The organism is Nocardia sp. NPDC058518, assembly GCF_042719655.1.
Classification (GTDB): Bacteria; Actinomycetota; Actinomycetes; order Mycobacteriales; family Mycobacteriaceae; genus Nocardia.
In genome coordinates, this window is record NZ_JBHXNJ010000001.1 from 433,802 (window position 1) to 447,598 (window position 13,797).

The following is a 13,797-nucleotide window of genomic DNA, read 5'->3' on the forward strand; positions in this document are numbered from 1 at the left end:
CACACATGGCCTATGTCATCACCCAGCGTTGTTGCAACGACGCCACCTGCGTCGCCGAGTGCCCGGTCGATTGCATTCGCCCCCGGCCGGACCACCCCGAATTCGCGACGGCCGAAATGCTCTACATCGACCCCGACACCTGCATCGATTGCGGTGCGTGCGCGGATGCGTGCCCGGTCGAGGCTATCTTCCCCGAAGACAGCCTGACCGCGTCGCTGGCGCGGTTCCGCGAGATCAACGCCACCTATTTCCAGCATCATCCGCTCGGCCCGACGTTCGATTCGATCGTGCCGGCAACCCGCCCACCCAAGGATCTGGGCACGCTCCGGGTCGCGATCGTCGGCGCCGGACCCGCCGCGTGCTACGCCGCCGATGAGCTACGGCGCCGCTGCGGAGCCGAGGTCGAGATCTTCGACAAGCTGCCGACACCGTGGGGCCTGGTGCGCGCCGGAGTCGCCCCCGATCATCCGGGCACCAAGACCGTGACACGGTTGTTCGAGTCCGCGTTCCGTGGCGATGCGGTGGGCCTTTACCTCAATGTGGAAGTGGGCAAGCACATCTCACACGAGGAACTCATGGTCCACCATCACGCGGTGCTCTATGCCGTCGGCGCGTCGAGCGACCGCCGGATGGGTGTACCCGGCGAGGATCTGCCGGGTTCGCATTCGGCCACCGAATTCGTCGCCTGGTACAACGGCCACCCCGACTACGCCGACCGCGTATTCGACCTCTCCGGGCCGCGCGCGGTGATCGTCGGCAACGGCAACGTCGCGCTCGACGTTGCCCGTGTGCTGACCGTTTCGCCGGACGCGCTGGCCGGGACCGATATCGCCGACCACGCCCTCGCGGCGCTGCGCGACAGCAATATCCGCGAGGTCGTGTTGCTCGGGCGGCGCGGCCCGTTGCAGGCCGCCTACACCGGTCCGGAGTTCATGGCGCTGCGCCATCTCGACGGTGTCGACGTGATCATCGATGAGGCCGATCTCGCGCTGGATCCGCTCGACCGCGCTGTCCTCGACAACCCGGACGCCGGGCCGTCCCTGCGATTGAAGTACGCCCTGGCCGAGGAATACGCGGGCGACCGAGCCGATCCCGGGAACAAGCGGATCGTGTTCCGCTACTTGACTTCTCCGAGCGAGATTCACGGCAGCGATCGGGTCGAAGCCCTCGAGTTCGCCCACAACGAACTGGTCGACCGGGACGGACAGCGGGTGGCGCGGGCCACCGATCGCGTCGAGCGTCTGGAGACCGGTCTCGTGCTGCGGTCGATCGGGTATCGCGGAGCCGCTGTGGCCGATCTGCCCTTCGACGAGGCCCGAGGTGTGGTGCCCAATGAGCACGGACGCGTCATCGGCGCGGACGGGTTGCCGATCGCCGGCGTCTATGTCAGCGGCTGGATCAAGCGCGGGCCGCGCGGTGTCATCGGATCCAACCGCGTCGACTCGGCGGAGACCGTCGAGCACCTCGTCGCCGACTTCGTCGCGGGCAGACTCACCGCGCCCACCGGTGATCGGGCCGCACTCACGGCCCTCGTCGACGAGCGCCAGCCCGATGTCGTCGACCGCGCGGGATGGAAGGCCATCGATCTGGCCGAGCAGGCCGCGGGCACACCGGACGGCAGGCCACGGGTCAAACTCACCGACCACGACGACCTGCTCGACGCGGCACGGACAGCGAAGGTGCCGTCCTGAACGAACCGACCGCCGCTTCGATCGGCGAAGCGGCGGTCGGTCGAGCACTTCGGGCGAGCGTTACTCCCGCACTGCCGCGGCGAAATACTGTGGCGCCGAGGCCAACTCGACCAGGTCGATATCATCGGCCGCCAGCACGGCCCTCGGCAGATACGGGCCGTTCTTGATCAACGTCTGGGCCGCCCGGACATCCCTGGGCCTGCCGACCCCGAGCACGCCGACCAGGCGATCCTCGGAGAGCGTCAGCGCGAGGAACGGACCGGCATCGATGTCGCCGTAGACGATCGACTCCGTGCCGTGCGCCGGCCAACCCGCGATCTGGAGGTTGCGGCCGAACTGGTTCGTCCAGCACCACGGAACCTCCTCGTAGGGCACCCTCGCCCCCAACACGGTGCGTGCCACGGCAGCGCCGTGGGCTTGCGCGTGGTTCCAGTGCTCGATCCGGTCGGTCCCACCGAGAATCCGATTCGGCACCCGCGCGACATCACCGACCGCGTACACCCCGGCCGCCGAGGTCACGCCGAACTCGTCGACGACGATGCCGTCGTCGACCGTGAGGCCGGCGCCCACCGCCAGTTCGGTGGCGGGCGTCATGCCGACCGCCGCGATCACCACGTCGGCGACCCATTCCCGGCCGTCCTCGGCGATCACATGGGTCCGGCCGTTCTCCTCGTGCGCTGACGCGAGCCGTGTTCCGGTGTGCATCGAGACCCCTCGGTCCCGGTGCAACCGCTCATAACTCGCCGAGACCTCGGCGGGAACCACCCGCCCGAGCACCCGGTCCGCCGTCTCCAGCACCACGACATCGGCGCCGAGTGTCCGCACGGTGGCGGCCGCCTCCAAACCGACCAGTCCCCCGCCGACGACGAGGACCCTCGGCACGGCGCCGGTGGCACCGACGCGATCGAGAATCTGCCGCAATCGGGCCGCGTCGTGCAGGTGCCGCAACGTATCAGCGTCGGGCAGCAACGAATCCAGGCGCCGCGGCCTGCCTCCGGTCGCCAGGATGAGCGCGTCGTAGGCGAGCTCGGCGCCGCCGTCGAGCTCGACGACGGCCGAGGCGGTGTCGACCGCACGCGCGGTCACGCCCGTGCGCAACTCGATAGTCGTGTCCGCCCAGAACATCTCGGGCTTGAGCCGCGCCTTCTCCACGCCGACCGCGCCCGACAACAATTCCTTGGACACCATCGGTCGCCGATAGGGCGCCGCCGGATCGTCGCCGACCAGCACGATCGATCCGGCGAACCCGCCCTTGCGCAGCGTCTCGGCCGCAGTGGCGCCGCCGACACCCGTGCCGACGATCACCACCCGGCCGCGGCGCGACATCGTCACCGATCGACCTCGACCATGTCGAACTCGGCCTTCTCGGCGCCGCAATCCGGGCAGGTCCAGTCCTCGGGGATGTCGTCCCAGCGGGTGCCCGGTTCGATCCCGTCGTCCGGCCAGCCCAGTTCCTCGTCGTACTCCCATCCGCAGATGACACAGCGGTAGAGCTTGTACACCGTCGTAGTGTCGGTCATCGCTCACTTCCCCCAGGGCACGGCCTTGACGAAACCACCCGCATCCACCCGCAACTGGCTGCCGGTGATGTATCGAGCGTCTTCGGAGGCGAGGAAGACCACGAGGTTCGAGACGTCCTGTGGCTGGATGTAAGGGACGGGCATGGCCTGCATCGCGGGAAAGGCCGCCTCGGCGTCGGCGCGAGTGGGAGCCTCGAGATCCGGGCGGAAGATCTTGTACATGCCGTCGTTGTGCAGCATGTCGGTGTCGACGTTGGTGGGATGCACCGCGTTGACGCGAATCGACTTCTTCGCGAGCTGGATCGCCAGGTCGTTGACGTAGTGCGCGACAACCTGTTTCGCGAGACTGTAGGCGGAACCGCCCGGCCCCTGCTTGGTCGAACTGCCCAGCTGCGCGGCGAGGGAGCCCGTGGCGATGATCGACGATCCAGGGCCCAGATGAGCAAGGCTTGCCTGCACCACGTTGAACACACCGACGAGGTCCGTGTCGATGGTGTCCGACCAGGACTGGATGGTCTGGCCGCGCCCCAGCGGGGCGATACCCGCGTTGGCGACCACGATGTCGAGCCGTCCCAGCGCTTCGACCCCCTGGGCGATCGCCTGCCAGACGGCGCCGCGCTCGCGCACGTCGACGATCACCGGATGGAAACGCACACCTTCCTTCTCGACCAGCCTGCCCGTCTCCTCCAGGTCCTCGGGCCGCGAGAGCGGGTAGGTATTGCCTTCGAGGTCGGCGCAGATGTCCAAGGCGATGATGCTCGCGCCCTCAGCGGCGAGGTTCACCGCGTGCGAGCGTCCCTGCCCTCGCGCCGCGCCCGAGATGACCGCGACCTTGCCGTCCAATTTTCCCACTGGTGACAACCTTTCAGTTCTTCGATGGTGAATTGTTCTGCCCGACAAGCAATTCAGTGCTGTCGCGGCAACCGGGAGCCGATGGTCTTGGTCTCCAGGTACTGCTGGAATCCCTCGATGCCGCACTGGCGACCGACGCCGCTGTTCTTGTAGCCACCGAACGGTGCGTCGGCGCCGTAGAACATGCCGCCGTTGACGCCGACCGCACCGGTCCTGAGCCGACGGGCGATCCCCATGCTGCGTTCGTCGGACTGTGACAGCACCGCGCCCGCCAGCCCGAATGCGCTGTTGTTGGCGATCCGCACTGCCTCCTCGTCGTCGGAGAACGGGATCATCACCAGGACCGGGCCGAAGATCTCGTCCTGGGCGATGGCCGATTCCGGGTTCTGGGTGACGAACACCGTCGGCTCGACGAAATGACCGTCGGCCAGATGAGCGGGCAGATCGGCGGGCAGACCACCGCCGGTGACCAGCTGCGCGCCGTCGCGAATCGCCTGCGCGCACGAGTCGAGTACCCGGGCTCTCTGGGCCGCGTTGATGACCGGGCCGACCAGCGTGTGCGGCAGCACCGGATCGCCCACCGGGACCGCCGCGAACGCCGCCCCGACCGCCGCGACCATGTCGTCGAACATCGAGCGGTGCACCAGCATCCGGCTCGTCGCCGCGCAGGCCTGGCCCGCGTGCACGCACACACCGATGGCGCTGCGCACCGCGTGCTCCGGTTTCGCGTCGTCGAGCACGATGAGCGCGGACTTTCCACCGAGTTCGAGGAAGGTGCGCTTCATGGTGCCCGCACCCTGGCGCAGGAGGGTGCGGCCCACCGCGGTCGAGCCGGTGAAGGAGATGAGGTCGACCCTGGGGTCGGTCGCCAGCAGACCGGCCACCTCGTTGGAGGGGGTGGTCACGACATTCACCACGCCGGGCGGGAAGTCGGTGTGCTCGGCGATCAGCCGGCCGAGTCGGGTGGCGTTCCACGGCGTGTTCGGGTCCGGCTTGAGCACGACGGTGTTCCCGGCCGCCAGCGCCGGACCCAGCTTGTTGAGGATGACCTCGATCGGAAAGTTCGACGGGCAGATCGCGGCGACCACGCCCACCGGTTCCTGAACCACGGTGCGCCTGTTGCGATCACCGAACAGCCCACCGCCCTCGAGCACCCGCTCCCACTCGAAGTCATCGATCAGTCCCGCCGGGTACCGCAACGCCTCGGCCAGCGGCCATTCCAGTTGCGCGTTCTGTGTGGTCATCACCGGGCAGCCGACCTCGGCGACGAGTTCGGTGCGTAACAGCTCGATCTCCGATTCCAGCGCGCGCTGGAGTTGTTCGAGACACCGGCGACGCAGGTCGCCGTCGGTCGACCACGTGGTCTCGTCGAAAGCACGCCGAGCGGCGGCGATCGCGCGCAGCATGTCCTGCTCCTCGGCCGCCGCGGTGGTGCCGAGCAGCAGCCCGGTGGCCGGACTGCGATTGTCGAACGAGCCACCCGACGCCGCCGCCGTCAACTCACCATCGATGAGCATGCGGAACTCGGCTCGGGCGGCTGCCCGGTGACCCCACTCCGGGCTCAGGGCCGTCCGCTCTTCGACGACGTCGCTCACATTGCCTCCCGATGGCCATCCTGGATGAGTAACTGTAATGATTACCGTATAGTACTTCACGACACGTATCAATCGCGGGAGAGGAGCGCCGATGTCCGGTTTGCTCAGTGGCGTCACAGTGATCGAATTGGCATCGTGGACCTATGTGCCGAGTGCGGGAGCCGCACTGGCCGACTGGGGCGCGAATGTGATCAAGATCGAGGACACCAGCGGCGGCGATCCGTGCCGCAACCTGACCATCGGCGGTCTCGACGGAACCGGCACCGCGGTGCGCGCCAACTTCATGATGGAGCTCGGCAATCACGGCAAACGCAGCATCGGCGTCGATATCAAGTCCGAACAGGGCAGGCAGATCCTCGGCCGGTTGATCGCCGATGCCGATGTGTTCCTGACCAATTGGCTGCCCGGCCCGCTCGAGCGAGCCGGATTGACCGTCGAGCAGATCCGCGAGTTCAACCCGAACGTGATCATCGCCAGGGGCAGCGGCGCCGGCAGCCGGGGTCCGGAGAAGAACCGCGGCGGGTTCGACGCGGCGAGCTATCTGGCGCGCGGCGGCGTCGCCTACGCACTGACGCCGACGAACGCCGAATTCCCGATGATCCAGGGGCCTGCCTTCGGCGACCTCCAGGGCGGCATCACCCTGGCCGGTGGCGTCACCGCGGCACTGTTCCATCGCGAACGCACCGGACACGCCCCGCTCGTCGACAGTTCGCTGCTGGCGCAGGGAATGTGGGCTGTCGCACCGGATATCGCGGCCGCGGACTACTACGACATCGACCGCATTCCGATCGGCGTGGCAGGCACCGCCCCGAACCCCGCGGTGAACCGGTACCGAACCCGGGACAATCGCTGGGTCCAGCTCGTCCTGCTCCAAGCCGACCGCTACTGGCGTGGATTCTGCGAGCGCATCGGCAGACCGGATCTCGGTGTCGACGAACGATTCGTGCCGCTGGCGAACCTGGTCGTCAACCAGGAGGCCGCGACAGCCGAGCTGCGCAAGACCTTCGCCGAGCGCGATCTCGCCGACTGGCAGAAGGCACTCGCCGACGAGCCGGGCGTGTGGGCGGCGATCGCGAGCCCGCGCGAGGTCCTCGACGATCCGCAGGTCGTGGCCAACGGCTATCTCATGACGGTGACCGACAGCGCGGGCAACGACTACCGAACCGTGGCCGCCCCGGTGCAATTCGACGAACTGCCCGCACCGGCGAGCCGGGCCCCCGAGTACGGCGAGCACACCGAGACGATCCTGCTCGAGCTCGGCCTGGGATGGGACGACATCATCGCCGCCAAGGAGAGCGGGGCGATCCTGTGACCGCCACCATGGGCGGGGCCGAGCGATGAAGCGCTACCTGAGCTGCCCGTGCGGTGAATTCCTGAGCGGCGCCGACGAAGACGATCTGGTCGCTGTGGCTCGACGACATCTCGCCGAGCAGCACCCTGACCACGAATACAGCCGCGAGCAAATCCTGTTCATGGCCTACTGAGGCGGCCATGAGCTATATTGTAAGCCTTACTGTAATCATATAAGGAGTGTGATCGTGGATAAGAACGACATGATCCTGATCAGCGTCGATGACCACATCATCGAGCCGCCGGACATGTTCAAGAACCACCTGCCCGCGAAGTACGCCGCCGAGGCGCCGCAGTTGGTGCGTACCGACAACGGCGCCGACGTCTGGAAGTTTCGCGACACCGTCATCCCCAATGTGGCGCTCAACGCCGTGGCGGGGCGTCCGAAGGAGGAGTACGGGCTCGAGCCCGACGGCCTCGACGAGATCCGCCCCGGGTGTTTCGACGTCCACGAGCGCATCAAGGACATGAACGCGGGCGGGGTGCTGGCGTCGATGAACTTCCCGTCGTTCCCCGGTTTCGCGGGACGGCTGTTCGCGACCGAGGACTCGAACTTCTCCCTCGCCCTGGTGCAGGCCTACAACGACTGGCACATCGACGAATGGTGCGGCGCCTACCCCGGCCGGTTCATCCCGATGGCGCTGCCGGTGATCTGGGATGCCGAGTTGTGCGCCGCCGAGGTCCGCCGGGTCGCGGACAAGGGCGTGCACTCGCTGACGTTCAGCGAGAATCCCGCCGCACTGGGATACCCGAGCTTCCACGATCCGTTCTGGAATCCGCTGTGGAAAGCCCTCGTCGACACCGACACCGTGCTCAACGTTCACATCGGCTCCTCGGGACGGCTGTCGATCCCCGCGGTCGACTCGCCGCCGGATGTGATGATCACCTTGCAGCCGATGAACATCGTGCAGGCCGCGGCGGACCTGCTCTGGTCGCGCCCGGTCAAGGACTACCCGGACCTCAAGATCGCGCTGTCCGAGGGTGGCACCGGCTGGATTCCGTACTTCCTCGAGCGCGTCGACCGCACCTTCGAGATGCACTCCACCTGGACGATGCAGGACTTCGGCGGGAAGGTGCCCTCGCAGGTGTTCCGCGACCACTTCATGACCTGCTTCATCAGCGATCCGATCGGCGTGCGGCTGCGCCACGAGATCGGCATCGACAACATCATGTGGGAGATGGACTACCCGCACAGCGATTCCATGTGGCCCGACGCGCCCGAGGTGCTCGAGCAGGTCCTCGGGCGCGAGCAGGTGCCCGACGACGAGATCGACAAGATGACCCATCTCAACGCGATGCGCTGGTACTCCTTCGACCCGTTCCAGCACATTCCGCGCGAGCAGGCCACCGTCGGTGCACTGCGGGCGGCCGCGGCCGACCACGACGTGAGCATCCAGGCCCGCAAGCACAAGAACTCCAGCTCCGAGGACAAGCTCCAGGCGTTCCAGGCCCAGATCAAAGCGGCTACCGCCCAGAACGCGGGCTGACCGCACGACGACGCGGCCACCCTCGGCATCCACGCCAGGGGTGGCCGTTTCCTTCTCTGAAACCGATGAGGTGATGTATTGAGCATTTCGGTGATGCTCGAGATGGTCGCGGCCAGTGAACCGGAGCGGGCCGCGGTCGTCTCCGACGGCACGCGAACGAGCGCGGCGGAATTGAGCGAGCTGGCCGACCGGGCGGCCGGGCTGATCGGCTCCTCCGGCGCCGGGCACGTCGCGTATGTGGGAACGGGCGGCATCATGCTGCCGCTGTTGCTGTTCGGATCCGCGCGCGCCGCGGTGGCGTTCACGCCGCTGAACTACCGCCTCAGCGCGGCGGCGCTACGCGAACTGATCGACCGGCTGCCCACACCGCTGATCGTTGTCGACGCCGAATACCTCGACATGGTGGCGGGTTGCGGCAAACAGGTCATCGACTCCGCGTTGTTCTTCGCCGCCCTCCGGACCGCGAGCGGGGACCACGAAGTCCAGGACGCCTCGCCCGATGACGTTGCCGTGCTGCTGTTCACCTCCGGCACGACCTCGCGGCCCAAGGCCGTCGAACTGACCCATGCCAACCTCACCGGCTATGTGATGGGGACCGTCGAGTTCGCCTCCGCCGAACCCGACGACGCGGCGCTGGTGTGCGTGCCGCCCTATCACGTCGCCGGGGTCGGCGCGGCGCTGTCGAATCTGTACGCCGGCCGACGGACGGTGTACCTGCGGCAGTTCGACCCCACCCGCTGGATCGACCTCGTCCGCGCGGAACGGATCACCAATGCCACGGTCGTGCCCACCATGCTCGACCGCATCGTCACCGCGCTCCGCGCGAGGCCCGGCATCGACCTGCCGACGCTGCGCACCCTCGCCTACGGCGGATCCAAGGCACCGCTGCCGCTGGTCCGCGCGGCCATCGAGCTGCTGCCCGAAGTCGGCCTGGTCAACGCCTACGGTCTCACCGAGACCAGCTCGACCATCGCCGTGTCGACTCCCGAGGATCACCGGATCGCTCACGGCTCCGGCGATCCCGTAGTCGCCAGGCGGCTCGGATCGGTCGGCCGAGCCGTGCCCGGTGTCGAGTTGCAGATCCGCGACGCGACCGGCACCGTCCTCGGGTCGGGCGAAGTCGGCGAACTGTTCGTCCGGGGACCGCAGGTGTCGGGCGTGTACGCCGAGATCGGTTCGGTCCTCGATCCCGACGGCTGGTTCCCCACCAAGGATCTCGCCGAACTCGATACCGACGGCTTCCTGTTCATCGGTGGACGTTCCGACGACACCATCATTCGCGGTGGCGAGAACATCGCGCCCGCCGAACTCGAAGACGTTCTCGTCGAACATCCGCAGGTGCGCGAGGTCGCCGTGATCGGTGTACCCGACGAGCAGTGGGGACAGATCATCGTCGCTGTCGTCGTGCCCTCCCCCGGCACCACACCGGACCCGGAACTGCTGCGCGCGTATGTGCGCGAGAATCTGCGCGGCTCGCGTACACCGGACCGTGTCGTCTTCCGCGACCAGCTGCCCACCACACCGACCGGAAAGATCCTGCGGCGCACTCTCGTTCAGGAATTCTCGGCCGTCCCATCTATCGCCAAGGAGGCATCGTGATCAAGAGCGGCACCCGGCTGGCGAGCCAGGTCTGTCAGACACAGGTCATCGTCATCAAATCCACCGAGGCCATCGACGGCCTGCGCTGCGGCGGCGTACCGATGGTGCCGCTCGGCGCGGTGTCCGACACCGGCGCGGTTCTCGATCCCGCGTTCGCCGGCGGTACCGCGGTCGGTAAGCGCTATGTCCACGAGACCGGCGCCGAAATCCTCGTCACGCAGGCAGGCAGCGGCACCCTCGACGTGGACGCGGTGCCGCTCGAACTCAAGGAGGCCAAACAACTTCCGTCCAGTGACTGACCTCGACGTGCGCACAGGGCGCTCCCGCCTCGATGAGGCCGGAGCGCCCTTTGTTGTCGGGAAGTACTGTGGCCGAATGGTATTCAGCGCCAGGCGGCCAGCAACTCCTCGGTGGTGGTGACGGTGGCGATCAACGACAACGTGTTGTCGATGATCGCCTCGCCGTATTCGCGCGGAACGCCCGCCACCGCATCGCGCGGCAGCACCACGTCGTAGGCGGCGTTGACCGCGTCCATCACCAGGTTCGGTATCGCCACGTTCAACGAAACCCCGACCGCCACAATGGTCTTGATGCCGAGATTGCGCAGCACCGCATCGAGGTCGGTGCCCCCCATCGGCCCCAGCCCGTGCTGGCGGCCGAGCACCAGATCGGCAGGCTCCGGCCCGAATTCGGGCAGCAGCCTCGCGCCCTCGCTACCCGGGGTCACCGCGACGCCGCGGCGGCCGAGGGCGAACAGTTTCGCATTGTGATTGGAGCCGAGGCCGTCGGCGCGTCGCCACACCAGACAGTGCACGACCTGTACCCCGGCACTACGGGCCGCCGGGAGCAGTGCTCCGATGTTGGGCAGCGCCGTGCGGCGAGCCTCCTGGGCGAGCGCGGGCAGTCCGGCGGCGGCACCGACCACCGCACCCTGGCATTCCTGGGTGATCACGGCCGTGTGCACGGGGGCCACGAGCTCGGCCAGCGGCCGGGCACTCACCCGGGCACCGCGTCGGCCGCGCCGTCTACGGCGCGCGTCACGACGACACCGTGGCGGCGTCCACCGGCGGAACATCGTAGAACTGGGTGGCCCACTTACGCAGTGACAGATAGGGTTTGGCATCCTTCGGCGAGAGCGGCGGCCGCTCGACGTACTTCTGGTAGCGCCAGATGCTCAGATCCTCCCAGACCGTCACCAGGAACTGTTTCTCCACCCGCGCACGAACTTCCGGCGGCGGTACGTCGGAATCGTCGCCCGGATTCTTCGGCCACCAGATCGAGTAGAACAGGTCCGAGCACTCGTCGTCGACCGGGGTGGTGGCGAAGATCAGCCGATGTTTCGACGATCCCTCGAACGCGCTGATCGAACCGCCGAGCCCGAACATCTGCGCATGGATCTTCAACGCCATCTTGTCCGGATCATCGCTGCGCGCGTCGGGCCACCCGGTCAGGAAGTTCCAGGTGTGATCGACCGCGCTGTAGTCCAGCATCTGCGGGGTGACCGTCGCGCCGTGAACGTATTCGAAGTGCAGGCTGTCGGGACCGTTCTCGAGCACGACCTGCGGGTGCACCGGCTCGCGTTCGGTCTTGCTCGAGAACTCGGGATAGGGCCGGTAGTACTGCGTGGGATCGGAACCCAGCTCGGGAAACATCGTGAGGATGTCTGGCATCTCCCACTGCGGCGCCTTCCCCTCCGGGTGATGCCACATGAACACACACCCGTTCTGCTCGTTGACGGGATATACCTGCAGTTTCAGGCCACGGTTGACCCGGTTCTCGCCGGGGATATTGCGATTGGTGCCGTCTGGTCCCCACCGCCAGCCGTGGAACGGGCATTCCACACAGTCGCCGACGACCTTGCCGCCGTGGCCGATATGGGCGCCGAGATGCCGGCAATGCCCGGTCAGAATATGTACCTCGCCCGCCTCGTCACGATAGGCGACCAGGTCCTCGCCGAAGTAGCGCAGCGGCCGGGCCTCGCCGAGCGGGAACTCGGCCGACCAACCGACCATGAACCAGCCGGTGACCTTCCAGGTGAACGGAACTTTCACAACGCACCTCCAGTGCGGGACGATTATTCGAGGCTTCGGCACCGGGTAGCGGACCCGACCGGTTCATGTGGTGACGATCGTCGCGCCCGCGGTCCCGGGGGCGCCGTAGAGCAACGCGAACCCCGCCTTGGGGGCACCGGCGACTTGACGCTCACCGGCGGTCCCGCGCAGTTGCAGGACCAGCTCGTGGAGTTGACGCATGCCCGAGGCGCCGATCGGTTCACCGTTCGCGATGAGACCGCCGTCGGTGTTCACCGGCAGGGAACCGGAGATCTCGGTCGCACCCTCGGCGATCAGCCGCTCCTGGTCGCCGTCGGCGCAGAACCCTGCTTCGGCCATATGGATGATCTCCGCGCCGGCATCGGTGTCCTGCAACTGGACCACGTCGATGTCCTCGGGCGCGATGCCCGCGGACTCGAAAGCGCTGCGGGACGCGTAGACCGAGGGCGACACATCCTCCTGCACCGGCGCGTAGGTCGTGTTGACCTCGTAGGCACCGTAGGAGCGGGTCCGTACCTCGACGGCTCGCACATAGACGGGCTTGCTCGTGTACCGGTGCGCGATATCGGCACGGCACATGATCACCGCGGCCGCCCCTTCGTCCGGCGCGCAGAACATGTAGTGGGTCAGGGGGTAGTTGAACATCGGCGAATCGAGGATGTCCTGCTCGGCAATCGGCTTGCGCCGGAACGCATTCGGATTCAACCCGCCGTTGCGGTAGTTCTTGGCCGCCACCTTGGCCAGCGTCTCCTGGGAGATCCCGTGATCGTGGAGGTAGCGATTGGCCTTCATCCCGAAGAACTTCGTGGTCAGGTACTGGCCGTTCTCGCCGTACCACTTGGGCATCCCGACGAGCGTGGGATCCACGGTGAACGCCCCGCGCGGATGCTTGTCCATACCGATCGCGATACCGATGTCGTACTTGCCGAGCCGGATCGCGTCGGCGCACGCCTCGGTGGCGCTGGCCGAAGTGGCGCACGCATTGAAGACGTTCGTGAACGGAATGCCGGTCAGTCCCATCATCCCCACGATCGCGTCGGGATTGGCGACCTCCCAGCTGCCGCCGACGGCGAACTGGACATCTCGCCATTGCAACCCGGCGTCGGCGAGCGCGGCCCGAATCGCGTCGGTACCCATCTGCATGGCGGTCTTGCCGTCGAATCGGCCGAAGGGGTGCATCCCCACGCCGATGATCGCTACCTCGTTGGTCATGTAAGAACTCCTGTCCCTCAGACGGGTTGGAAGGCGAAGGTGATGACCTCGGTGCCTTCGGGGTCGGTGCCGAGCGACACGGTCGTGAGCTCGACGTCCATGCCGAACTCGAGCTTGGCGGGGTCGTTCTCGGTGAGCCTGGCTTCGACCCGGATCACGTCACCGAGCTGCACGAGTCCGACTCCGAACGGAACGAAGGTCTTCGGCGTCTCGTCTCCGAGATAGGGAGCGCCCGGCAGGAATCCCTGCGTCGTCCAAGCCACCAGCGTTCCGGTGCGCGGTAGCGTGATCTGCTCGATCGATGGGAGGCTGCACCGCGGGCACAGGTCCTGGATCGGGAACACCGAGGCGCCGCAGTCGGCGCACGAGCCACCGACGAGCCGGAAGTCCTCGGCCGGCCAGTTGGAAATCTCCGGGGCGATCATTCGTTGCATCTGTGG

At 67.2% G+C, this 13,797-nt stretch carries 14 protein-coding genes; 6 read left to right on the forward strand and 8 right to left on the reverse strand.

Features of this window, described 5'->3' with window-relative positions; translation table 11 throughout:
* Positions 1–5: 5 nt before the first annotated feature.
* Complete coding sequence (locus tag ACFWPX_RS01930) at positions 6–1,691, forward strand: FAD-dependent oxidoreductase (RefSeq protein WP_378925050.1); 1,686 nt, start codon at positions 6–8, stop codon at positions 1,689–1,691.
* A 60-nt stretch (positions 1,692–1,751) separates the two neighbouring features.
* Here ACFWPX_RS01930 and ACFWPX_RS01935 read toward each other — a convergent pair whose 3' ends face one another.
* The 4 genes from ACFWPX_RS01935 to ACFWPX_RS01950 are packed head-to-tail and all read right to left on the reverse strand — an operon-like array spanning position 1,752 to position 5,658.
* Positions 1,752–3,017 carry an NAD(P)/FAD-dependent oxidoreductase gene (locus ACFWPX_RS01935; RefSeq protein WP_378926096.1) on the reverse strand — a complete coding sequence of 422 codons (1,266 nt, stop codon included), beginning with the start codon at positions 3,015–3,017 and terminating at the stop codon, positions 1,752–1,754.
* 2 nt (positions 3,018–3,019) lie between these two features.
* On the reverse strand, positions 3,020–3,211 hold the full coding sequence (locus tag ACFWPX_RS01940) for a rubredoxin (RefSeq protein WP_378917814.1): 192 nt from the start codon (positions 3,209–3,211) through the stop codon (positions 3,020–3,022).
* A gap of 3 nt (positions 3,212–3,214) precedes the next feature.
* Positions 3,215–4,063, reverse strand: a complete 849-nt coding sequence (locus ACFWPX_RS01945) for a mycofactocin-coupled SDR family oxidoreductase (RefSeq protein ID WP_378925052.1) — start codon at positions 4,061–4,063, stop codon at positions 3,215–3,217.
* Positions 4,064–4,116: 53 nt separating this feature from the next.
* The gene (locus tag ACFWPX_RS01950; RefSeq protein ID WP_378925054.1) at positions 4,117–5,658 is read right to left on the reverse strand and encodes an aldehyde dehydrogenase family protein; all 1,542 of its coding nucleotides are present in this window, start codon (positions 5,656–5,658) and stop codon (positions 4,117–4,119) included.
* Positions 5,659–5,749: 91 nt separating this feature from the next.
* Here ACFWPX_RS01950 and ACFWPX_RS01955 point away from each other — a divergent pair, with 91 nt between their 5' ends.
* The 5 genes from ACFWPX_RS01955 (at position 5,750) to ACFWPX_RS01975 (ending at position 10,393) form a co-directional block, all read left to right on the forward strand.
* Positions 5,750–6,970, forward strand: coding sequence for a CaiB/BaiF CoA transferase family protein (locus ACFWPX_RS01955; RefSeq protein WP_378925056.1), 1,221 nt, complete (start codon positions 5,750–5,752; stop codon positions 6,968–6,970).
* A gap of 25 nt (positions 6,971–6,995) precedes the next feature.
* Positions 6,996–7,142, forward strand: a complete 147-nt coding sequence (locus ACFWPX_RS01960) for a DUF1059 domain-containing protein (protein ID WP_378917807.1) — start codon at positions 6,996–6,998, stop codon at positions 7,140–7,142.
* A gap of 54 nt (positions 7,143–7,196) precedes the next feature.
* Entirely contained in the window at positions 7,197–8,495 is a 1,299-nt protein-coding gene (locus tag ACFWPX_RS01965) for an amidohydrolase family protein (protein ID WP_378925058.1), read from the forward strand.
* A gap of 78 nt (positions 8,496–8,573) precedes the next feature.
* Positions 8,574–10,094 (forward strand): class I adenylate-forming enzyme family protein, encoded by a 1,521-nt coding sequence (locus ACFWPX_RS01970; RefSeq protein WP_378925060.1) that lies wholly within the window; start codon positions 8,574–8,576, stop codon positions 10,092–10,094.
* Positions 10,091–10,393, forward strand: coding sequence for a hypothetical protein (locus ACFWPX_RS01975; protein ID WP_378925062.1), 303 nt, complete (start codon positions 10,091–10,093; stop codon positions 10,391–10,393). Before ACFWPX_RS01970 ends, ACFWPX_RS01975 begins: the two co-directional genes overlap by 4 nt.
* An 83-nt stretch (positions 10,394–10,476) precedes the next feature.
* Here the strand turns inward: ACFWPX_RS01975 and ACFWPX_RS01980 are convergent, their stop codons facing one another.
* The 4 genes from ACFWPX_RS01980 to ACFWPX_RS01995 form a co-directional block, all read right to left on the reverse strand.
* Positions 10,477–11,094, reverse strand: coding sequence for a cysteine hydrolase (locus tag ACFWPX_RS01980; RefSeq protein ID WP_378925064.1), 618 nt, complete (start codon positions 11,092–11,094; stop codon positions 10,477–10,479).
* 37 nt (positions 11,095–11,131) lie between these two features.
* Positions 11,132–12,145, reverse strand: coding sequence for an aromatic ring-hydroxylating dioxygenase subunit alpha (locus tag ACFWPX_RS01985; RefSeq protein ID WP_378925065.1), 1,014 nt, complete (start codon positions 12,143–12,145; stop codon positions 11,132–11,134).
* A 63-nt stretch (positions 12,146–12,208) separates the two neighbouring features.
* Entirely contained in the window at positions 12,209–13,357 is a 1,149-nt protein-coding gene (locus tag ACFWPX_RS01990; RefSeq protein WP_378917795.1) for a thiolase family protein, read from the reverse strand.
* Positions 13,358–13,374: 17 nt separating this feature from the next.
* Positions 13,375–13,791, reverse strand: coding sequence for a Zn-ribbon domain-containing OB-fold protein (locus tag ACFWPX_RS01995; RefSeq protein WP_378925067.1), 417 nt, complete (start codon positions 13,789–13,791; stop codon positions 13,375–13,377).
* Positions 13,792–13,797: the final 6 nt, after the last annotated feature.

Excerpts from the sequence above, each read along its gene's own strand:
- ACFWPX_RS01930 (WP_378925050.1), top strand. The coding sequence starts at position 6 with ATGGCCTATGTCATCACCCAGCGTTGTTGCAACGACGCCACCTGCGTC.
- ACFWPX_RS01935 (WP_378926096.1), bottom strand. The coding sequence starts at position 3,017 with ATGTCGCGCCGCGGCCGGGTGGTGATCGTCGGCACGGGTGTCGGCGGC.
- ACFWPX_RS01940 (WP_378917814.1), bottom strand. The coding sequence starts at position 3,211 with ATGACCGACACTACGACGGTGTACAAGCTCTACCGCTGTGTCATCTGC.
- ACFWPX_RS01955 (WP_378925056.1), top strand. The coding sequence starts at position 5,750 with ATGTCCGGTTTGCTCAGTGGCGTCACAGTGATCGAATTGGCATCGTGG.
- ACFWPX_RS01960 (WP_378917807.1), top strand. The coding sequence starts at position 6,996 with ATGAAGCGCTACCTGAGCTGCCCGTGCGGTGAATTCCTGAGCGGCGCC.
- ACFWPX_RS01990 (WP_378917795.1), bottom strand. The coding sequence starts at position 13,357 with ATGACCAACGAGGTAGCGATCATCGGCGTGGGGATGCACCCCTTCGGC.
- ACFWPX_RS01995 (WP_378925067.1), bottom strand. The coding sequence starts at position 13,791 with ATGCAACGAATGATCGCCCCGGAGATTTCCAACTGGCCGGCCGAGGAC.